The 18,963-nt window shown below is 60.5% G+C and carries 19 protein-coding genes; 12 read left to right on the top strand and 7 right to left on the bottom strand.

Going from position 1 to position 18,963, the window contains the following annotated elements; all coding sequences use genetic code 11:
* Positions 1-5: 5 nt before the first annotated feature.
* The gene (locus AC4BBN_RS02945; RefSeq protein WP_490590452.1) at positions 6-905 is read right to left on the bottom strand and encodes a DMT family transporter; all 900 of its coding nucleotides are present in this window, start codon (positions 903-905) and stop codon (positions 6-8) included.
* Positions 906-969: 64 nt separating this feature from the next.
* Here AC4BBN_RS02945 and AC4BBN_RS02940 point away from each other — a divergent pair, with 64 nt between their 5' ends.
* The 5 genes from AC4BBN_RS02940 to AC4BBN_RS02920 all read left to right on the top strand — a co-directional run bounded on the left by AC4BBN_RS02940 (position 970) and on the right by AC4BBN_RS02920 (position 6,194).
* Positions 970-1,962: a quinone oxidoreductase family protein gene (locus AC4BBN_RS02940; protein ID WP_490590451.1), complete on the top strand. Its 993-nt coding sequence runs from the start codon at positions 970-972 to the stop codon at positions 1,960-1,962.
* Entirely contained in the window at positions 1,959-2,759 is an 801-nt protein-coding gene (locus AC4BBN_RS02935) for an NUDIX hydrolase (RefSeq protein ID WP_490590450.1), read from the top strand. The genes AC4BBN_RS02940 and AC4BBN_RS02935 overlap by 4 nt, the downstream gene beginning before the upstream one ends.
* A 150-nt stretch (positions 2,760-2,909) precedes the next feature.
* Positions 2,910-3,764, top strand: coding sequence for a DUF6502 family protein (locus AC4BBN_RS02930; protein WP_490590449.1), 855 nt, complete (start codon positions 2,910-2,912; stop codon positions 3,762-3,764).
* On the top strand, positions 3,757-5,277 hold the full coding sequence (locus AC4BBN_RS02925; RefSeq protein ID WP_490590448.1) for a hypothetical protein: 1,521 nt from the start codon (positions 3,757-3,759) through the stop codon (positions 5,275-5,277). The genes AC4BBN_RS02930 and AC4BBN_RS02925 overlap by 8 nt, the downstream gene beginning before the upstream one ends.
* Before the next feature lie 44 nt (positions 5,278-5,321).
* Positions 5,322-6,194, top strand: coding sequence for a dioxygenase family protein (locus AC4BBN_RS02920; RefSeq protein WP_490590447.1), 873 nt, complete (start codon positions 5,322-5,324; stop codon positions 6,192-6,194).
* 68 nt (positions 6,195-6,262) lie between these two features.
* Here the strand turns inward: AC4BBN_RS02920 and AC4BBN_RS02915 are convergent, their stop codons facing one another.
* Both AC4BBN_RS02915 and radC read right to left on the bottom strand, forming a co-directional pair.
* Positions 6,263-6,913 carry a Smr/MutS family protein gene (locus tag AC4BBN_RS02915; protein WP_490590446.1) on the bottom strand — a complete coding sequence of 217 codons (651 nt, stop codon included), beginning with the start codon at positions 6,911-6,913 and terminating at the stop codon, positions 6,263-6,265.
* Entirely contained in the window at positions 6,913-7,608 is a 696-nt protein-coding gene (gene radC, locus AC4BBN_RS02910) for a RadC family protein (RefSeq protein WP_490590445.1), read from the bottom strand. The genes AC4BBN_RS02915 and radC overlap by 1 nt, the downstream gene beginning before the upstream one ends.
* Before the next feature lie 40 nt (positions 7,609-7,648).
* Here radC and AC4BBN_RS02905 point away from each other — a divergent pair, with 40 nt between their 5' ends.
* Both AC4BBN_RS02905 and ispH read left to right on the top strand, forming a co-directional pair.
* Entirely contained in the window at positions 7,649-8,116 is a 468-nt protein-coding gene (locus AC4BBN_RS02905) for an FKBP-type peptidyl-prolyl cis-trans isomerase (RefSeq protein WP_490590444.1), read from the top strand.
* Positions 8,113-9,060 (top strand): 4-hydroxy-3-methylbut-2-enyl diphosphate reductase, encoded by a 948-nt coding sequence (gene ispH / locus AC4BBN_RS02900; RefSeq protein WP_490590443.1) that lies wholly within the window; start codon positions 8,113-8,115, stop codon positions 9,058-9,060. Before AC4BBN_RS02905 ends, ispH begins: the two co-directional genes overlap by 4 nt.
* 219 nt (positions 9,061-9,279) lie before the next feature.
* On the opposite strand, the gene AC4BBN_RS02895 is transcribed toward ispH, so the two are convergent.
* From AC4BBN_RS02895 to AC4BBN_RS02885, 3 genes are all read right to left on the bottom strand, one after another.
* Complete coding sequence (locus AC4BBN_RS02895; protein WP_490590442.1) at positions 9,280-10,068, bottom strand: abortive infection system antitoxin AbiGi family protein; 789 nt, start codon at positions 10,066-10,068, stop codon at positions 9,280-9,282.
* A gap of 138 nt (positions 10,069-10,206) precedes the next feature.
* A complete protein-coding gene (locus AC4BBN_RS02890) occupies positions 10,207-10,830 on the bottom strand; it encodes a DUF6232 family protein (RefSeq protein ID WP_490590441.1) in 624 nt (207 codons plus the stop codon).
* Between the two features lie 260 nt (positions 10,831-11,090).
* Positions 11,091-11,915 (bottom strand): DUF2971 domain-containing protein, encoded by an 825-nt coding sequence (locus AC4BBN_RS02885; RefSeq protein ID WP_490590440.1) that lies wholly within the window; start codon positions 11,913-11,915, stop codon positions 11,091-11,093.
* 1,090 nt (positions 11,916-13,005) lie between these two features.
* Between AC4BBN_RS02885 and AC4BBN_RS02880 the strand changes: the two genes are divergently transcribed.
* From AC4BBN_RS02880 to AC4BBN_RS02870, 3 genes are all read left to right on the top strand, one after another.
* Positions 13,006-13,197 carry a YgaP family membrane protein gene (locus AC4BBN_RS02880; protein ID WP_490591378.1) on the top strand — a complete coding sequence of 64 codons (192 nt, stop codon included), beginning with the start codon at positions 13,006-13,008 and terminating at the stop codon, positions 13,195-13,197.
* Positions 13,198-13,391: 194 nt separating this feature from the next.
* Entirely contained in the window at positions 13,392-13,595 is a 204-nt protein-coding gene (locus AC4BBN_RS02875; protein ID WP_490590439.1) for a hypothetical protein, read from the top strand.
* Between the two features lie 14 nt (positions 13,596-13,609).
* Entirely contained in the window at positions 13,610-14,152 is a 543-nt protein-coding gene (locus AC4BBN_RS02870) for a flavin reductase family protein (protein WP_490590438.1), read from the top strand.
* Between the two features lie 186 nt (positions 14,153-14,338).
* Here the strand turns inward: AC4BBN_RS02870 and AC4BBN_RS02865 are convergent, their stop codons facing one another.
* Positions 14,339-14,656, bottom strand: coding sequence for a hypothetical protein (locus tag AC4BBN_RS02865; RefSeq protein ID WP_490590437.1), 318 nt, complete (start codon positions 14,654-14,656; stop codon positions 14,339-14,341).
* Between the two features lie 197 nt (positions 14,657-14,853).
* On the opposite strand from AC4BBN_RS02865, the gene AC4BBN_RS02860 reads away from it, so the two are divergent.
* The gene (locus tag AC4BBN_RS02860) at positions 14,854-15,651 is read left to right on the top strand and encodes an alpha/beta fold hydrolase (RefSeq protein ID WP_490590436.1); all 798 of its coding nucleotides are present in this window, start codon (positions 14,854-14,856) and stop codon (positions 15,649-15,651) included.
* A 27-nt stretch (positions 15,652-15,678) separates the two neighbouring features.
* A complete protein-coding gene (locus AC4BBN_RS02855; RefSeq protein ID WP_490590435.1) occupies positions 15,679-18,909 on the top strand; it encodes a bifunctional diguanylate cyclase/phosphodiesterase in 3,231 nt (1,076 codons plus the stop codon).
* The last annotated feature ends 54 nt before the right edge of the window (positions 18,910-18,963 follow it).

Raw genomic sequence — 18,963 nt, 5'->3', positions numbered from 1 at the left:
CCAGCTCAGCGGCGCGACGACACCACGATACCGCCCACAATCAGCCCAAACGCCAGCCCGTGGTACAGATGCGGCCACTCGCCTAGAAAGGCGGCCGACAACAGGGTTGCGAACAGCGGCGTGAGGTTGATGAAGAAGCCCGCCACATTCGGCCCCACCCGCTGCAGCCCCGCACCCCAGCAGCGGTAGGCCAGTACCGCTGGGCCTACCGCCACATAGGCCAGGGCGGCGGCCAGCGGCCAGCCCCATTGCACCGGGGCCGCGCCCACACCCCATTCCACCGCCGTCATGGCCCCCGACCACACCAGGCCGAAGCTGATCTGCGCCAGCAAAAACGCCGCCCAGTCGGCGCGTATGGCTGGTGGGTCTTTGGGCAGGCTGAGCTGCCAGCTGTAGAACGACCAGGACACAGTGGCCAGCAGCATGAAAACATCGCCCGCCACCAGTCGCAGTGCCAGCAGCTGCTGCCATTGCCCCCGGCACAGCACCAGCAGCACGCCGGCCAGCGACAGCAGCGCGCCCAGCACCTGCCGGCGCGTCACGCGGGCGCCAAAAAACAGGGCGCCCACGGCCAGCATGCACATGGGCAGGCTGGCGCCCACCAGGGTCACGTTGATGGGCGTGGAAGTCTGCAGCGCCATGTACTGCAGCGCGTTGTACAGGCCCACGCCCAGCAGACCCAGCAGAGCAAACCGCCGCCAATGCGGCCACAGCCCGCTGTTGCGCCGCAGTACCCAGCCCGCTATGGGCAGCAGGATGGCAAAGGCCAGCGCCCAGCGGATGAAGTTCAGCGTAATGGGCGGCACCAAGGTATGCACCATGCGGCCTACAACAGCATTGCCGGCCCATAACAGCGGGGCCAGGGTCAGGAGAAGGGCGGTACGGAGCGTCAGGCCTTGTTGCATGGCGCGCACTGTAACCGGGGTTTCATGGCACCATGCCGCCACATTGTTTTGAGCAAGGATTTTTATGCCTACCACCAGCCTGTCCGTCCAAATACGCCAACACGGCGGCCCCGAACAATTGGAGCTGGTCACCATCCCCGTGGGCGAGCCTGGCCCCGGCCAGATCCGTATCCGCCACCACGCTATCGGCCTGAACTTCATCGACGTCTACCAGCGCAGCGGCCTGTACCCGCAAAACCTGCCGGTACAACTGGGCATGGAGGCCGCCGGTGTGGTCGAAGCCGTGGGCGAGGGCGTGACGCACCTGCAGGTAGGCGACCGCGCCGCCTACGCCAGCAACCCGCCCGGCAGCTACTGCGAGCGCCGGGTCATGCCGGCCACCTGCGTTTGCAAGCTGCCCGATGCCATCTCTTTCGAGACCGGCGCGGCCATGATGCTCAAGGGCCTCACCGCCCAATATCTGCTGAAGAAGACCCTGCCCCAGGGCGGCCTGCAGGCTGGTGACTTCGTGCTGTTCCACGCCGCTGCGGGTGGCGTGGGCCTGATCGCCAGCCAGTGGGCCAAGGCCCTGGGCCTGCAACTGATCGGTACAGCAGGTTCTGCAGAAAAATGTGCTCTGGCGCTTGCCAATGGTGCGGCGTATGCTATCAATTACGCAGCAGAAGACTTTGTTGCCCGGGTCAAAGAGATTACTGGTGGTGCGGGCGTGAAAGTGGTCTACGACTCGGTGGGCAAGGACACGTTTGATAAATCGCTGGACTGCCTGCGCCCCTTTGGCTTGCTGGCATCTTTTGGCAATGCGTCTGGCCCGGTGGCACCGTTTGCCCCCGGCATACTCGGCGCCAAGGGTTCGCTGTACCTGACCCGTGCCACGCTGTTCACCCACATGGCCACCCGCGAGAGCACCCAGGCCATGGCCGACGACCTGTTTGCCGTGGTGCAAAGCGGCCAGGTGCAGATCCACATCGGCCAGCGTTACCCCTTGGCCCAGGTGCAGCAAGCCCACCGCGACCTGGAGGCGCGCAAGACCACCGGCTGCACCATCCTCACCTTATGAGCTGGTTGAAGAAGCTGCGCGCCGAGGCCGACCAACCGCCCGCACGGCCCCGCCAGCCCCTGTGGACTGGCGCGGTGCAGATCGGCTCGGTAGAGCCCGAGTTCATGGCCAAAATCGACCTGCAGCGCATACCCTATCTGCGCAAGGTGCTCCTGAAAGTAGAGCAATACGGCCAGCTGGGTTGGCAACTGCAGGGCGAGCCCACGCACAGCCTGGCGCACCTGGCCCATGTGCTGCGGGATGCCGGCCTGGCCCATGTTTGGCGTGACGAGCAGCTTGCCGTGCCCGATTCCGACGGCCGCGTCGTCGCCACGGTGGAGCGCGGCGTGGTGCGCGCCCTGGGCATCACCACCTGCGCCGTACACCTGGTGGGCGCCGCGCCGGACGGCCGGGTCTGGGTGCAGCAGCGTTCGGACAGCAAACCCAACGACCCCGGCCGCTGGGACACCCTGGTGGGCGGCATGGTGTCGGCGGCGGACTCCATCCCCACCGCGCTGGAGCGCGAAACCTGGGAGGAGGCCGGCCTGCGCCCGCCGCATATGCAGGACCTGCGCCTGGGCGGCCGCCTCACCACCCGCCGGCCCAGCACCGACAGCGGTGGCGCCGGGTATGTGGTGGAGCACATCCACTGGTACGCCTGCACCCTGGCCGAGGGCGTGGCCCCGGCCAACCAAGATGGCGAGGTGCAAGCCTTTGCCCTGCTGCCACCCGCAACGCTGGCCGAGCAACTGGCGCAAGGCCTGTTTACCGACGATGCGGCGCTGATATTGGCGGACTACCTGGGTTTGGTCGCTTGATGTCGGTTATGTAACAGCTTGGTCTTTTAGGGCTTTTGCGTAGAGGCTATCTGCGCGAGTAGCTATTAAATTTGTAGCGATTTGCATGGCGCGTAGTTACGGCGGTAGCTTTTATTTGTAATGGGTAAATTTCCCATTTACAATTGAGCCATGTCTGAAACTCCTCCACCCACGCCAGGCCAGCCCGTGCTGGAGCAGGTGCTTGCCATGCTGCAGCCGCTGGTGGTGTGGCTGCTGCGTTCCGGGGTGGGTTATACCGATCTGACGGCCGCGCTGAAGCCGGTGTTCCTGGAGGCGGCGCGCACCGAGCTGACACGCATCGGTGGCAAGCAGACGGACTCGGCGGTCAGCCTGCTGTCCGGCCTTCACCGCAAGGATGTGCGGGCTGCCGCGCATACCGAGCGCGCTGCCGATGTGCGGGCCCGCCTGGGCAAGCCCACACCCGCCAGCCAGGTGATGACGCGCTGGCTGGCCTCCGAGCTGCCAGACGTGCTGCCGTTTGCCGGCGTCCAGGCCTCGTTTGAAAGCCTGGCCCGTTCCGTGTCCAAAGACATCCATCCCCGTTCTGTGCTGCTGGAGCTGGTGCGCCTGGCCGTGGTTGAAGAGGCCGATGGCCAGGTGCTGCTGCGGCGCCAGGCCTTTGTACCCAATACCTCGCTGGAAGAGGCGCGCCGCCTGCTGGCCGGCAGCGTGGCCGACCATATTGAAGCGGGGGTGCACAACCTCAGCGCGGGTGACGGCAAGACTTTTCTGGAGCAAAGCGTGTTTGCCGACGGGCTCAGTCCGCAGTCGGTGCAGCAGCTGGAGCAACTGGCCAACAGCCTGTGGCGTGACGTGATGGCCGCCATGGTCAAGGCGGCCATCCCTTTGTGTGAACAAGATGAACCCGCTGGCGGTAACCAGCGCATCCGGTTGGGCATGTTCTGCCTGACCGCCCCCATGGCACCCGTGCCCCCCCCACCCCCGCAGAACAACAACCCGCAGGACGCACCCGACCATGGCTAAAGCAGACACCAGCATCCAGATGGACCCCACCGACGGTGCCAGCCGCCTGGGTGGTGCTGGCAGGGAGTGGCAGGGCTGGTTGGCCGCCATTTTGGCCAGCCTGGCCGTCATGCTGCTGGCGCTGCTGCTGGAGAGCTGTGGCGGCGGCACGGTGGCCGGTGTGGGCAGCGGTGGCACGGGCGAGGCCAGCGGCACGGTCAGCGGCTTTGGCAGTGTGATCGTGGACGGCGTGGAATACAGCGATACCAGCGCCACCGTGCAGCGCCGCGACGCCAGCGGCGCGCTGGTCAACACCACGGCCCAGCTGGGCCAGCGGGTGCGGCTGCAATACCAGGGCAGCAATGCCGCAGCCAGCATCGAGGTGGTGTCCCAACTGCTGGGCGGTGTCACCACCGTGCCGGACAGCAATGGCCGCTTGCAGGTGCTGGGCCAGACCGTGCGTCTGGTCAGCTCCAGCAGTGACGCCACCCGCAGCACCGCTACCGTGTTGGACGGCTACAGCGCTGCCAGCGACATTGCTGTGGGCGACACCGTGGACGTATACGGCTGCTGGGTTTGGGACAGCGGCAGCGCCAGCTATGTGCTGGTGGCGACCCGGCTGGCCAAGCAGTCCAGCGCGCCCAGCGTGGTGCAGCTGGGCGGCGTGGTGCAAGCCCTGTCGGGCACCAGCTTCCGCCTGAACAGCGCCACCGGCACCCTGGTGCAGTCCAGCAGCCTGCCCAGCGACCTGGCCAACGGCCAGGTGGTGCAGGTCTGGGCCACTGCGACAAGCCTCGCCTCGGTCCCCGTGCCCGCCACGCGTGTGCTGCGCTCGGAAAGCAATGTGCTGGACCTGGCCAGCGGCCAGTTCCTGCGCTTGAGCGGCCTGGCCACCGAATACAACGCCAGCGCCCGTACCGTGGTGGTGCAGGGCGCCCTGGTGCAGCTGCCCAGTAGCCTGGCGGTGGACACCTCGGCGCTGGCCCAGGGCCAGTTTGTGAGCATGGACGTGCAGCGTGTGGGCTCCACGCTGGTGGCCAGCGCGGTGAGCACGCGCACCGGCTCAGGCGGACATGACGACCAGGGTGCCGTCACCGTGCTGATGGGCGTGACCAGCGGCATCGACTGGACCCCCAGCACAGTGCTCTTCAGCCTGCGCGCCGTGAGCGTGCAGGCCGCCGCTGCGGTGATCGACAACAACTGCCGCAGCGTCGCACTGACCGCCCAGGTCAGTTTGTCCGTCGAAGGCCGTCTGCAGGCGCCTGGCCAGCCACTGATGGCCAGCAAGGTGACTTGCAGCACCTCCGTCCCGGCAAACGCGGTGGTGGACACCCGCGGCCAGGTGCTGAGTGTGCAAACCGCTGCCAGCAGCTTGGTGCTGAGCACCAACATGGGCAACGTCAACGCGACCTGGGACAGCAACACCTATTTCTCCCAAAGCCCCGCCACGCTGGTGGGCAAGCAGGTAGAGGTGCAGGCCCTGTTGGCCTCTGACGGCAAGACCCTGCAGCTGCGCTCGGTGCAGCTGGATTGATTGTTTATTTTGATTCCACGCCCACCGACTACAGGAGAAAACCCATGCATGAAGAACGCCTCCACGGCCTGGCCCAGGATCTGGCCGTACTCGAAAATATGTTGGCAGAGCGCCGTCGCGCGCTGCGTTGGCTAGGGGTGGGAAGCGTGGCGCCGCTGGCTGTGCTGGGGTTCTCCGGCTGCGGCGGTGGGGATTCCAGCACCAGCTCCACGACGTCCACCACAACAACTACTACAACCACAACCACAACGACCACCAGCGGCAGCTGCACCAACACGGCCAGCGAAACCAATGGCCCGTACCCGGCGGACGGCACCAATACGCTGAGCGGCACCACGGTCAACGTACTGACCCAGTCCGGCATCAACCGCAGCGACATCCGCTCCAGCTTTGGCAGCAGCAGCACCACCGCGCCCGGCGTGCCGCTGACCATCACCTTGACGCTGACCAACACCAATTCCAGCTGCGCCTCGCTGGCGGGCTATGCCGTTTACCTGTGGCATTGCAATCGCGACGGCCTTTACTCGCTGTATTCCAGTGGCGTGACGGCTGAAAACTATCTGCGCGGTCTGCAAGTCACGGACAGCAATGGCAGCGTGACCTTCACCACCATCTTTCCCGCTTGCTACTCTGGGCGCATGCCGCACATCCACTTTGAGGTGTATTCCAGCCTGTCGGCGGCCATCACCAACCCGGCGGGCGACCAGGTGCTGACCTCGCAGATCGCCTTGCCGCGCGACATCTGCAGCACGGTCTACGCCAGCACGGGCTATTCGGCCAGCGTGACCAACCTGGCCAACATCAGCTTTGCCACCGACAACGTGTTCAGCGACGGCACCTCCACCGAAATGGCCACCGTGACCGGCAGTGTCAGCGCCGGCTACGCGGCCTCGCTGGCAGTGGGCATCTCGGTCTGATATTGCTATGGTTTAAATAGCTGCTGGCGCAGGTAGATACTGCGCTGGCGGCTCATTTTTTATAAATCTCAGGCCGGGCCGATGCGGCTGGGCTGCAGCAGCACCACCAGTGCGCCGGCGCCGCCTTCCATGGGCCGGGCCTGCACAAAGGCCAGCACCTCGTTCTTTTGCACCAGCCAGTTGCGCACCTTGGCCTTCAGCACCGGGGTTTTGCCCGGCGAGCTCAATCCTTTGCCGTGCACCACACGTACGCAGCGTATGCCCTGCTTGTAGGCCTCGCGGATGAAGCCGCTGAGGGCATCGCGCGCCTCGTCACTGCGCAGGCCGTGCAGGTCCAGCTGGCGCTGGATGGTCCACTCGCCCTTGCGCAGGCGCTGCAGCACGTCGATGCCGATGCCGGGGCGGCGGTAGCTCAGCGTGTCGTCGGTTTCCAGCAGGCTGCTGGCGTCAAAGCCGTCGCTAATGGCTTCCACCAGCACTGCCTGTTCGTCGCGTTGCAGCTGTATTGCCAGCGGCGGCGGTTGCTCTTTTTTCAATAGCGCCTTGCGCTGCTCCGGCAAGCGGTGCACGGCGCCTGCGGCATTCACAAACAGGTTCTTCTGGGCGGCCTTGCGGCGCTGCGCCTCCAGCTCGGCGGCCTTTTGCGCAGCTTGCAGCGCGGCTGCGTCGGCAATGACTTTCTGGATCTTCTTCAGGTCCTGCAGCGAGCTTATCTTCATCACAGCAGTCCTTTTTCGGCCATGGACAGGGCTTCGCCCGGCGCCACGATGATGTGGTCCAGCACACGCACGTCCACCAGGGCCAAAGCGGCGTGCAAAGTCTGCGTCAGCGCCTCGTCGGCACGCGAGGGCTGGACCGAGCCGCTGGGGTGGTTGTGCGCCAGCACCACGGCAGCGGCCTGGTGGTGCAGGGCGCGCACCACCACTTCGCGCGGGTAGACGCTGGTCTGCGTCAGCGTGCCACGGAACATCTCCTCCAGCGCCAGCAGGCGGTTTTGCGCGTCCAGAAACAGCACGGCAAACACCTCGTGCCCTTTCGCCGCCAGGTGCAGCTGCAGATAGTGCTTCACGGCGCCCGGGTCGCTGAAGGCTGGCCTTTCCTGCAGCCGCTGGGCCATGGCGCGGCGCGCCAGCTCTAGCACGGCGCTGATTTCAGCGCGCTTGGCCGGCCCCAGGCCCTTGACGCGTTTCAGGTCGTCGGCCGTGGCATTCAGCAGGCCGGCAATGCCGCCAAATCCGTCGGTATCCGCAGCCGGAAGCTGCAACAGCTCGTGCGCCATCTGCAAAACTCCCTTGCCCTGGATGCCGGTGCGCAGCAGCAGGGCCAGCAGTTCCACATCGCTCAGGGCGGCAGGGCCACGCGCCAAAAGCTTTTCGCGTGGACGGGCATCGGGGGGTAAATCTTTAAGCGGCATGGCGGACTTTTACAATGGGGGTCAGTTTACCGAGACTCCTATGCCCTCTACATTTTTGCCTGTCGTTCAGTCGGGCTCCTTCCTCACGCTGCATTACCGCCTGAGCGGCCCCACGGGCGACATCATCAACACCTTCAATGACAAGCCCGCTACGCTGTCCCTCGGCACGGGCGAGCTGTCACCCGCTGTGGAGCAGCGCCTGCTGGGCCTGCCGGAAGGCACGCGCACCTCGTTCGATATTCCCGCCGGCGAAGCCTTTGGCGACCGCCAGCCCGACATGCAGCAGTGGGTTGCGCGCAAGCTGCTGAACCAGCTGGGCGACCCACTGGAGCAGTACCACGTGGGCGATGTGGTGCAGTTCCCCACGCCAGACGGCCAAGGCAGCTACGCCGGTGCCGTGCAGCAGGTGGGCAATGCCGAGAGCCCGGACGCCGTGCTGTTCGACTTCAACCACCCGCTGGCCGGCCAGCCCGTGACCTTTGAAGTGCAACTGATTGGCGTGCTATGAGCTCCGCAGAAGAAATCATCCTTGCTGAACCCCGCGGCTTTTGCGCCGGGGTAGACCGCGCCATTGAGATCGTGGACCGCGCTCTGCTGAAGTTTGGCCGCCCCATCTACGTGCGCCACGAGATCGTGCACAACACCTATGTGGTGAACGACCTGAAGTCGCGCGGCGCCATCTTCATCGAAGAGCTGGACGACGTGCCGCCCGGCGCGACCCTGGTGTTCTCGGCCCACGGCGTGAGCCAGGCGGTGCAGCGCGAAGCCGAGGCACGCGGCTTCCAGATATTTGACGCCACCTGCCCGCTGGTCACCAAGGTCCACGTCGAAGTGGCCAAGCTGCACAAAGAGGGCTATGAATTCATCATGATCGGCCACAAGGGCCACCCCGAGGTCGAAGGCACCATGGGCCAGCTCGACAGCGGCATCCACCTGGTGGAAGACGTGGCCGACGTGGCGCATGTCCAGCCCGGCCAGACCACCAAGCTGGCGGTGGTCACGCAGACCACCCTGAGCGTGGACGACGCGGCTGAAATCTCCGCCGCCGTGAAGGCCCGCTTCCCGCTGATCCGCGAGCCCAAGCAGCAAGACATTTGCTACGCCACGCAGAACCGCCAGGACGCCATCAAGATCATGAGCCCGCAGGTGGATATCGTGATCGTGGTCGGCAGCCCCACCAGCTCCAACAGCAACCGCCTGCGTGAGCTGGCCGAAAAGCTGGGCACGCCCGCCTATATGGTTGACAGCGCCGAAGAGCTGCAACCCGCCTGGTTCGAAGGCAAGGCCCGCGTAGGCCTGACCGCTGGCGCCTCTGCCCCCGAGGTGCTGGTGCAGCAGGTGATTGACCGCATCCGTGCGCTGGGTGCTGTGGCGGTGCGCAAGATGGATGGGATTGAAGAGACGGTGAAGTTTCCGCTGCCTAAGGGGTTGCGGATGGATTTGGGGGGCTGAGGCTTCGCCTGGCGCTGTGTGGGCTGCTTTGGCGGTAGCCTGCACCTTGCAGTTTCAGGGGTGCAATGCTCTAAAAACTGTAGCGGCTGGCGTACATTTTATGTACGTTGAGTGCCTGTTGGACGCGAAATTTTTTGAAGTTTGCATGCATTGATGGCTTTTGGATAGCTCAACGTTCGCGCTTTCCGTATTGGGTTCGGTTGAGCAAGGGGTTAGACCTCACACGTCGCCCTGGATACTTTCTAAAGAAGTAATTCGGGACATTAAGACTTTGGTATCTGCGTGGGGGAACTGATCTAGATTCGATTGAATGAAATTGATGACATCCGGGATATCCGCGTCGGACTGAACAAATATGTACCGTATGTCTTTTGGTGTGAACTTCAATCGGCAATATCTATCGGTCTTGGCGTTTTCAGCGGCCAGTTCCTCGGTGCTTGTGAACGTCGTCTCTCGAAGATAAGGTCTGATCTCTTTGTGCTGAGGCACATGTCGCCACTCTGACTCAAGATAGAAATCCTTTTCCGATGCTTTGCCATCCACATTCATTGCTCCGCGCACGGGTTTGATGTGTGCGTGAAGATAACGCAAAGTTGACTTGGCAGGTTCTTGATCGGGTTCCTTCAACTTGTTTGCGTGACTGTTAAGAAGTCTAAGCTCCGCGCTTAGTGGACTCTCTCCGGCGATATACAGAAGTGGATTCAGAGAGTTTGCCATTGCCCACTCGCGGGTCATGCCGAGGCCATACTGTCCGTAGAAATTGACGTGATCAGTTAAGCGCGAAAGTGGAATATCGCAGAAGCAAACCATGGGAAATGCAACGTTGGGCGCATCTGCTTGCCCGAGCCAGCGCATATCCTCAAGGCAATACCTCGGCCAAAATCCGCTTGCCAGGATGAGCTTTAGCGTCTCTCGGCTCTTGGTAAAGTGAAATAAAGTTTGAGCTCTTGGAGTCATGGCGTTCGGTGAGCGCAGCGGGGGAGCGCGTTGGGTGCGGTGGCGGTGCACAAGATGGATGGGATCGAGGTGACGGTGAGGTTTCCGCTGCTCAAGGGATTGCAATTGGATGTGGTGGGCTGACGCTTTTCGGCTGCGATGCAGATTACGTTGTCGTAGGTGCCGAGCAGTCAGTTAATTTCACTGTAGCTAGGCTGAAGATATTTCGTTTCGACAGTAACGCTCATAGAGGGAGTCAATTGGCCCAGCTGCTGGATCTATCGTCATGATGGATCCGCTCATGGCAGACGTTGTTGCCCCTCGCATAGCGGCAAGAACTGCATCGTGTACTTCTAACAGCGCATTTTTGTCGAATGTTGATAGTGCAACACTGCGACCACTAGCAGATTCCAAGATGAGATTAAAAGTGCTTGGAATTGATTTGACCAAGCGGTGCCATTCCTCATTTTGAGACTTCACTTTCTCTTTGCGACGTGTCCATATGCGCAAATAGTTCTTATGGGAGAAATGGCGAATAAACCAAGCGCCGAATATAAGGATGGCTGTTAGAAGCCATCCTACAAGTGCTGGATGATTGGTTGAAATGGCAATAGTCCAGGCAGTGGCGAGAGATAGGGCAAGTAATCCCCATTGCGTAGTCGGCGCAGGCTTGGGTTGGCTGAATTTTGGCTCTGGCTCTACGAACTTAAGCAGGCTTTGATCAATGCTGATGGAAGTAATGTTTTTTGTCTGCCACGTAGTGGTGCTGATCGCAATCAGGTTGCTGTCAATGCGATATGGGAGTGTGATGCGTGGTGCAAAATTTACAAACATTGGATTAATTGAAGTGTGAGTTATACGTTTGGGTTAACCGATGTTGTCGCGACAGTTTTATCCGCTCTGGATACCGCTTCTGTTGTGGTGGATGCTCATGGCAGCCTTTCAAAAGACCTTAAGAAAAATCGACTGCTAGTGCTTGAATTGCCTGCGCAACCAGCTATCAATTCGAGAGTAAACGCTTGCCTGGGTCTGGGGCAGGGTCGCCATGCGGGTAGATTTAAAGGTGGGTATCGGTTCGAACGACGAGTTAGGTTTCATCCTGGAAGGCGTACCTTGATCTCGCTGTGACTAAGGGTTGCATTTGGTACATAGGTTGCAAGAAGCGCTTTCAACATTACCTCCTGGCCTTCGGAAACACATGGACCAAGAACGATTTCCATGTCGCGTAGGCATTTGCCATCCATGGGGACAAAAATTGCCTCTTCACGGACGGGAAACCTGACAAAGTCAAGTGCAGGATGAGACGCTGGATTTGGCTCATTGAGAATAGATTCAGAAAAAGTTGCCAGTACCTTGTATCGCCATTCTTCTTCAAACGCCCAGTGCGTATTCTTGACCATACCAAGGTCGTGCAACTGAACTGACCATTGATCACCTTCATCTTGCAGACAGGTTACTTCGCGAAACTTTGGATCGTCGGTGTAGTAAATCTTGTTCGGGCCGGAGACGTAGTAAGACCAGATTCCGATACCTCCGTTTTTTCGCGTGATATTTAGCCGACTTTCGATGGGCTGCATTGCGCCACCTTTATCGAGTATTTCAGGCTTATGGCGACCTAAAAAAGGATTGTTGGGCAGAGCGATCCGGACACCTTGCATGTTTGGTGTGTACATGCGCCACATCGCAAGTGACTCCCGCTTCTGCGCAGTCCAGCAGGAGGCAAAAACCAGCGTGGATGCGTTCTCTAGATCGCGAGACGTAGCTTCCTGAGGGTCGTTCATACTGTCAAGCCGCCCGAAACGAAGTGTTTTATTCGAAAGAATCATTGCAAGGCTTTCGATCGACGTGTAATGGTAAAGAACGTCTGGTAATTGCCGAATACCCATCACATTGAACATGAAGTTGTCGGTGTAGAACATGAAACCTACTCAATATGTAAAGACACTAAGGTGTCTCCCTAATATCGCATTTGTCGCTCTAACAGGATCAGCTAAATGCGGGCCTCCCCCTCTGCAGGCTTGGGTTTCTTTGGTTTGTTATGAACGGGGGATAGCCATAAAAATCTAGAAAAAGCAGCGGAGGGTACGCCGCACTATAGTCCGGCAGTACCTTGCCGCTTGGCTTGCAGCGACTCTTGATTTTGAAACTGACCAAGCCGTCATCGTCGCAGGCCTGGCGGAAAGGCACGCTCACTGTCTACTCCCTCCGCTCTCGCTACGGGAGCCTGCGGTGCTCGCTTTGGGCGGGTCTGGCTAAACTCGCTGCGCTCAAACAACGCCAGCCCTGATCCGCCCAAAGCTGTGCTCCTCGGCGCATACAGAGGGGGACCCCGGGGAGCGGGATTAGTGGCGCTGTGCGCCACATCGCGCCTAGGGCGCGAGGGGGTGTCGGCATTATTTGGTTCCGTTCGCCCTGAGCTTGTCGAAGGGCTTGTTTGTTAACGATAGGCTTCGACTAGCTCAGCCCGAACGGGGTAGACATACGCTGAATTCGCGCCAGCGGCGCGATGCCCGGCGCAGCCGGGCTGGCTGTTTGGATGTCCGCTCCCACGCCGTGTGGCGTCGGCGAGTAGCTCAGGGCTGGGCGGATCAGGGCCCGCGACTGTTTGAGGCCGTAGGCCGAGTTCGAGCGGGACCCCGACCAGAACGAGCAACGCAGCGTACCCGGAGCGCAGCGCAGGGGCGACGACTTCGGCTGGCCTTTTTGTGGTTACTATTTTTGGCCACGCAAAAATAGTGACTGCGCCGCCGGGCGCACTTCCCGGCCGGGGATGCAAGTAGAGCCATCAAGTCCCACAGAAACTTCAAGCCAAATCGACCTCTGGCGCAGAAGATACCTGCGCAACCAGCTATTAATTTAAGAGCGTTGGCCGGTCCTTGCTTGGAGTCACGCCGTATGGCTTGGCGGGGTTTTCCTTCCCATGGGTTGGGTCTTTCCATGACATGGATCAGAGACGCGGGCTTGTTCCGCGCGTCCAATGTCCAGGTCTTCACCATGAAAGGACAGGCCATGAAAACCAATGTTGGCGGTATTGACCGCATTGTTCGTATTGCTGCAGGCGCAGCTCTGGTTGCGCTAGCGGCAACTGGCATCGTAGGTTTATGGGGCTGGATCGGCGTGCTGCCTTTAGCGACGGGCTTGGTGGGCTGGTGTCCGCCGTATGCCTTGTTTGGCTGGAATACTTGTTCGGTGAAATCCTGAACCAGGGTCCATTGCGGCGTGCTTTGGTGCTTGCGCCACAAGTGCGCAGCGCGGGATATTTCTGACTGTGTGCGCTGTCGCACGGTGTGTGCCGATGTAGGGGGCTACCGTGGCGTGGCACTGCGGTCATGCAAGAGATTGGCCGGTGTGCTTTGCCCCTCGGTTCATCTACTTCCTCACATTGGAAACACCCCATGCCACAAACCAACGAAGCCAGTGTTTTGCACAAACAAGCTGCCAGCGACCACGAAGCGGCCGCGCAGCACCACCACAAAGCAGCCTCCTGCCACGAGCAGAACAAGGTGAGTGACGCCAAAGCCAGTTCCAAGAGTGCCATGGGCTGCTGCAACACTGCGCAAAAGACGACGAAAACCGCCTGCGACTGTTCTGCCAAGTAATCTGAGCTGGTTGCATGCGGCAGTTAGACCTCAGCAAGGCCTTTACGCTGATGGAGTCAGGGCCTGTGGTCTTGGTGGTGACGCACGATGGTGAACGGGCCAACATCATGACCATCTCCTGGACCATGGTGATGGACTTCACGCCGGTATTTGCCATCACCACGGGTGGGTGGAACCATTCATTCGCGGCGCTCCGCAAAAACCGGGAATGCGTGATCGCCATTCCTACCGTGGACATGCTGGACACCGTGGTGGGCATAGGCACCTGCTCTGGGGCCGATACCGACAAGTTTGCCAAGTTCGCCCTCACAGCGGTACCGGCCAAGTTCGTCAGCCCGCCCTTGGTCAAAGAGTGCCTGGCCAACATGGAGTGCAAGGTCATCGACATCATCCAGAAGCACAGCATTGTGGTGCTGGAAGCGGTTGCCGCATACAAGAACACCAGCCGCAAGGAGAAGCGCACGCTCCACGCGGTGGGCGACGGAACGTTCATCGTCGACGGCGACAGGCTGGATCGCAGAAAGATGATGGCATCCAAGCTCCCACCGGGCGTCTAGGATTTGCGGGCAACACTGTGTGTGCCACAAGCGCCAGTTTCAGAGAACCACGATGCCATCCAACGCATGCACTGTTGGGGTGGAATACCTGCGCGGTGAAGACCAAGGGTTGAATTGCTATATAAAACATAGCTTCTAGCGCAGGTGGTGCATGCGCTAGAAGCCTGTTTGGATAGAAATCTGCACTCAGCCCACCCGCAGCAGCCGCACGATAAAACTGGTCTCAGCTGTGGCACGCGGCATGGGCAGGCCGGCCTGGGCCAACCAGGCGCCGTGCAGCTCCACACCTTCTGCCTGCAGCTGGGTGAAGAACGGGGCGGGCGAGGGGGCATGCGGCAGCTGGGCCACGATGCACAACACACATGCCCCAGCAGCCATGCCCAGCGCGGACGCCATGCCGGCCGCACGCGAGTTGCCAATCGCCGTGCGGGCCACTAGCACAAAGCTGGGGCCGGGGCTGATTCCACCGATGAACAGCACGGCCAGGATGGTGAGAGCGTCCATGTGTGTGCCTTTGAACGTCTGAACAAAATATGCCTCTGGTGCAGGATGTACCTACGCTAATGGCTATCTATTGCATAGCATGAGATGGCCAATTGGCCGCGTATGACTGTAGTCCGGACGTGCATGGTTCGGGGCACAATGCGCGTTTACCAAAGTGCTTTCTTTTTCCGTCGTTTTCCGGCCTGAAAGGTGTCCCCATGAGCATGCTCGATCGAAACAATGTCCAGGTCCACGGGTCTCATGGGCCCGTGTTGCTGTATGGACACGGCTTCGGATGTAACCAAAACATGTGGTCCCGGGTGACCCCGGCATTCGCGCAAACCCATCGCCAGGTTTTGTTTGACTACGTCGGCAGCGGTAAGTCTGATCCTGCTGCTTTCAATGAGGAGCGCTACGCGCGGCTCGACGGCTATGCGCAAGACCTGCTCGACGTCTGCGATGCGCTGGACTTGCGCAGTGGCGTCACGTTTGTGGGGCATTCGGTCAGCTGCAGCATTGGTATCCTGGCGTCTATCGCACGGCCAGAGCTGTTTGAACGTATGGTCCTGGTCGGGCCGTCGCCATGCTTTTTGAATGATCCACCGGACTACCAGGGCGGCTTCGAGCGGGAAGACCTGGAGGGGCTTCTGGCGCTGATGGACCAGAACTACATGGGCTGGGCCAATTACCTGGCACCTGTGGTGGCTGGTGAGCCCGCCGAAGGTGAGGTTGCCACGGAGCTGTCAGACAGCTTCTGTTCGACCGATCCACGCATGGCGCGCACTTTCGCCCGGACTACTTTTTTTGCGGACAACCGCGCGGACCTGGCGAAGGTGAGCGTACCTTCTTTGGTGTTGCAGCACCGCCGTGACAACCTGGCACCGCTCGGTGTGGGGGCGTACATGCATGAGCATCTGCGCGGTAGCCGGCTAGAGGTGCTTGACGTTGTGGGCCATTGCGCCCACATGAGCAATCCAGAGCTGGTTGTCCAGGCCATGAAGACATTTTTGGCCTGAGCTGCATTGGCTTAAGTAGCGATCACCATGCATCTGTTGAACGAACTTCCTTGTGCGGTACTGGTGACCGATGCGGCGGGCAAAGTACTCCTTACCAACGAGGCGCTGTGTTCGCTCGCCGGGGCTACTTCTAAAGACTGGCAGGACCGTTATATCGAGGATCTCTTTCCGCCAGCGGGGCGTATTTTTCTGCAGACCCATATCTGGCCCACGTTGATGCGGGACAAGGGTGTTAGCGAGATCTACTTGCAGGTTCGCGATAGTGCGGGCAAATCCATACCCGTGCTCTTGAATGTGAAGCAAGGCCAACATGCTGGGCAACCCTGCTTCTATTGGACGCTATTCGTGGCGCGGGAGCGCAGTCGCTTTGAAGTGGAGTTGCTCAATGCCCGCAGCCGGGCGGAAGCCAGCGCTGCTTTGCTGGCGCAGAGCGAGGCGTTCGTGCGGTCCATTGCCAATGCCTTGCCCGGCATGGTCGCATTCTGGGACATGGAGCTACGGTGCAAGTTTGCCAACGAGGCCTATCTGACGTGGTTCGGTGAGAGCCCTGAACAGCTTGTCGGTATCAGGCTTCCAGACTTGCTTGGGCCGGATGTTTTTAGGTTGAATGAGCCCTATGTGCGAGGTGCATTGGCGGGAGAGCGCCAGCAATTCGAAAGAAACCTGAAGAAGGCCAATGGCGAACTAGGCCAAACGCTGGCTACCTATATCCCCCAGACGGTCGATGGCAAGGTCATTGGTTTTCTCGCGCATGTGGCCGACGTGACCCCATTTAAGCAGACGCAGGAATTGTTGCGGCGCGGAAGTGCAGCCTTGAGCGAAGCGCAGAGGCTGGGACGGATCGGCAGCTGGGAGTGGCTTGCCGCCGGGGACACGAGAACATGGTCGGACGAGCTTTTTCGGATATTGGAGCGTGATCCAGCCCACGGTCCGTTGAAGTTTGCGGACTACCTGGAGGTTTATGTTCCTGCAAGTGCCTCACTGTTGCAGCGGGCAGTTGGTCGTGCGATGGAGTCTGGCGAGCCTTACGTTCTGGAGTTGGAACATCGCCGCTCCGGTGGCGCGCTCGGTTGGGTGGAGGCACGTGGTGAAGCGGTGGCTGATTCCGATGGTGCCATTATTGGATTACGGGGTACGGTACAGGACATCACGGACCGAAAGCAAGCGCAGATTGCCCTTGTGCGATCCCAGGATCTTCTTGGGCGCACCGGGCGCTTGGCGGGTGTTGGGGGTTGGGAAGTTCATTTGCCAACCAATAGTGTCTTGTGGACAGACGAGGTGCGGCGTATCCACGGTGTTCCCTTGGACTACGTGCCAAGCCTGGAAGAGGCGATTGCGTTTTATGCACCGTCATCCCGGCCCAAGATTGAAGCCGCTGTCGCAGAATCCATAAAGACCGGAGTGGGTTTTGATTTGGAGTTGGAGATTATCCGGCGCGATGGTGCGCTGCGGTGGGTGCGTGTGGTCGGGTCGGCCGAGTACGTTGACGGTGCTGCTATTAGGCTCGTAGGTGCGTTCCAGGACGTTACCGAACACCGCCGCATGTCCGCTGAGCTGGTCGAGAAGCACGAACTCATGCGGGTGACTTTAGAGTCCATTGGCGATGCAGTCATCACGACGGATGCGACGGGCCATGTCGATTGGCTCAATCCGGTGGCCGAGCACATGACCGGTTGGCTCGCCGCCGAGGCCAAAGGACTTCCGATGGAGCAGGTGTTCCATATCGTGAACGAGCATACGCGTGCACTGGCGGAGAGCCCGGTGGCAATGTGTCTGCAACAGAGGCAAGCAGCTGGGCTTCCACACCATACGCTGCTGATATCGCGCGACGGCAGGGAGTTCGGCATTGAAGATTCTGCGGCGCCCATTCTGGATACATCGGGCACGCTGCACGGGGTTGTCCTTGTTTTCCATGACGTGTCGGAACAAAGGCGCATGTCGGGCGAGATGACCTATCGCGCCACCCATGACTCTCTGACAGGGCTGCTGAACCGGGGTGAGTTCGACGCCCGGCTTGCGCGTGCACTGCGGAAAGCGCAGGAGGAGCATAGTGAACACGCACTGCTTTATATCGATCTGGACCAATTCAAGCTTGTCAACGACGCCTGTGGCCACGCGGTAGGCGACGAGTTGCTGCAACAGGTGGCCAAGCTGTTGGCAGATGCCGTGCGCACCCGGGACACCTTGGCGCGTTTGGGTGGCGATGAGTTTGCCATCATCCTGGAGCATTGTTCGATAGAGCAGGCGTACCGTGTTGCGCAGAAAATTTGTGACCGGATGGATGATTTCCGTTTCATTCACGACGGGCGGCGCTTCCGCATTGGCACGAGTATTGGTCTAGTGCTTGTGAACCACCATTGGACAAACACGTCCGCAATCCAGCAGGCCGCCGATACTTCGTGCTACGCGGCCAAGGAAGCCGGCCGAAACCGGGTGCACACCTGGTTGGAGTCGGATGCGGCGATGCGGGCGCGCCATACCGAGATGGGGTGGACATCCCGCATTGAGCGGGCACTGGACGAAGATGGTTTTGTGCTTTTTGCGCAGCGTATCCATTCTTTGGGCGTTGGCGAGGTGGGCATCCATGCGGAAGTTTTACTGCGGATGAAGAATGACGACGACACCCTGACTCCGCCCGGTGCCTTTCTGCCAGCGGCAGAGCGATTCCACCTGGCCTCACGGGTGGACCGGTGGGTTTTGCGCAATACCTTGGCGTGGATGAAGCAGTTGGATCCAGCAACATCCATCGGCTCGTTGAGTGTCAATCTTTCGGGGCAATCGGTCAGCGATCGCACTTTCCACGTATGGGCATCCGAACTGCTGGCGGATGCCGGGGTGGGCATTCGAGCGAAACTTTGTATTGAGGTCACGGAGACGGCTGCAGTCACTAATCTGGCCGATGCAGCCCTCTTCATCCAGAGCCTGCGTGCAAGTGGCGTGCGCGTAGCGCTGGACGATTTTGGTGCTGGAGCATCTTCGTTCGGGTATTTGAAGTCCTTGCCCGTTGATTACCTGAAGATCGATGGGCAGTTTGTGCGCGATGTCGTCACGGACCCGCTGGACGATGCCGCTGTGCGTTGTTTTGTCGATGTTGCCCGTGTCCTGGGCATAGAAACGGTAGCTGAATTCGTGGACGACCCGGCGGTGCTGCAGCGCCTGATCACGCTGGGTGTGGATTTTGCCCAAGGCTATTTGCTGCACAAACCAGAGCCGATTGACGCGCTGGCCCGCAGCACCTCGGCTGTCGTGGCTGCATAAGCCTCCGGGCTTGGGTGTATCTCGGATGCATCGGCTGGGAGCGGGTTGTCTGTA

The organism is Rhodoferax sp. SPJ21 (genome assembly GCF_058216335.1).
Note: the sequence above shows the minus strand (reverse complement) of the source record. Positions and strands in the feature narration are given on the sequence as shown.

Excerpts from the sequence above, each read along its gene's own strand:
- AC4BBN_RS02885 (WP_490590440.1), bottom strand. The coding sequence starts at position 11,915 with ATGTTCTACACCGACAACTTCATGTTCAATGTGATGGGTATTCGGCAA.
- AC4BBN_RS02915 (WP_490590446.1), bottom strand. The coding sequence starts at position 6,913 with ATGAAGATAAGCTCGCTGCAGGACCTGAAGAAGATCCAGAAAGTCATT.
- ispH (WP_490590443.1), top strand. The coding sequence starts at position 8,113 with ATGAGCTCCGCAGAAGAAATCATCCTTGCTGAACCCCGCGGCTTTTGC.
- AC4BBN_RS02940 (WP_490590451.1), top strand. The coding sequence starts at position 970 with ATGCCTACCACCAGCCTGTCCGTCCAAATACGCCAACACGGCGGCCCC.
- radC (WP_490590445.1), bottom strand. The coding sequence starts at position 7,608 with ATGCCGCTTAAAGATTTACCCCCCGATGCCCGTCCACGCGAAAAGCTT.
- AC4BBN_RS02930 (WP_490590449.1), top strand. The coding sequence starts at position 2,910 with ATGTCTGAAACTCCTCCACCCACGCCAGGCCAGCCCGTGCTGGAGCAG.
- AC4BBN_RS02865 (WP_490590437.1), bottom strand. The coding sequence starts at position 14,656 with ATGGACGCTCTCACCATCCTGGCCGTGCTGTTCATCGGTGGAATCAGC.
- AC4BBN_RS02870 (WP_490590438.1), top strand. The coding sequence starts at position 13,610 with ATGCGGCAGTTAGACCTCAGCAAGGCCTTTACGCTGATGGAGTCAGGG.
- AC4BBN_RS02920 (WP_490590447.1), top strand. The coding sequence starts at position 5,322 with ATGCATGAAGAACGCCTCCACGGCCTGGCCCAGGATCTGGCCGTACTC.
- AC4BBN_RS02880 (WP_490591378.1), top strand. The coding sequence starts at position 13,006 with ATGAAAACCAATGTTGGCGGTATTGACCGCATTGTTCGTATTGCTGCA.
- AC4BBN_RS02945 (WP_490590452.1), bottom strand. The coding sequence starts at position 905 with ATGCAACAAGGCCTGACGCTCCGTACCGCCCTTCTCCTGACCCTGGCC.
- AC4BBN_RS02935 (WP_490590450.1), top strand. The coding sequence starts at position 1,959 with ATGAGCTGGTTGAAGAAGCTGCGCGCCGAGGCCGACCAACCGCCCGCA.
- AC4BBN_RS02890 (WP_490590441.1), bottom strand. The coding sequence starts at position 10,830 with ATGTTTGTAAATTTTGCACCACGCATCACACTCCCATATCGCATTGAC.
- AC4BBN_RS02860 (WP_490590436.1), top strand. The coding sequence starts at position 14,854 with ATGAGCATGCTCGATCGAAACAATGTCCAGGTCCACGGGTCTCATGGG.
- AC4BBN_RS02855 (WP_490590435.1), top strand. The coding sequence starts at position 15,679 with ATGCATCTGTTGAACGAACTTCCTTGTGCGGTACTGGTGACCGATGCG.
- AC4BBN_RS02905 (WP_490590444.1), top strand. The coding sequence starts at position 7,649 with ATGCCCTCTACATTTTTGCCTGTCGTTCAGTCGGGCTCCTTCCTCACG.
- AC4BBN_RS02875 (WP_490590439.1), top strand. The coding sequence starts at position 13,392 with ATGCCACAAACCAACGAAGCCAGTGTTTTGCACAAACAAGCTGCCAGC.
- AC4BBN_RS02925 (WP_490590448.1), top strand. The coding sequence starts at position 3,757 with ATGGCTAAAGCAGACACCAGCATCCAGATGGACCCCACCGACGGTGCC.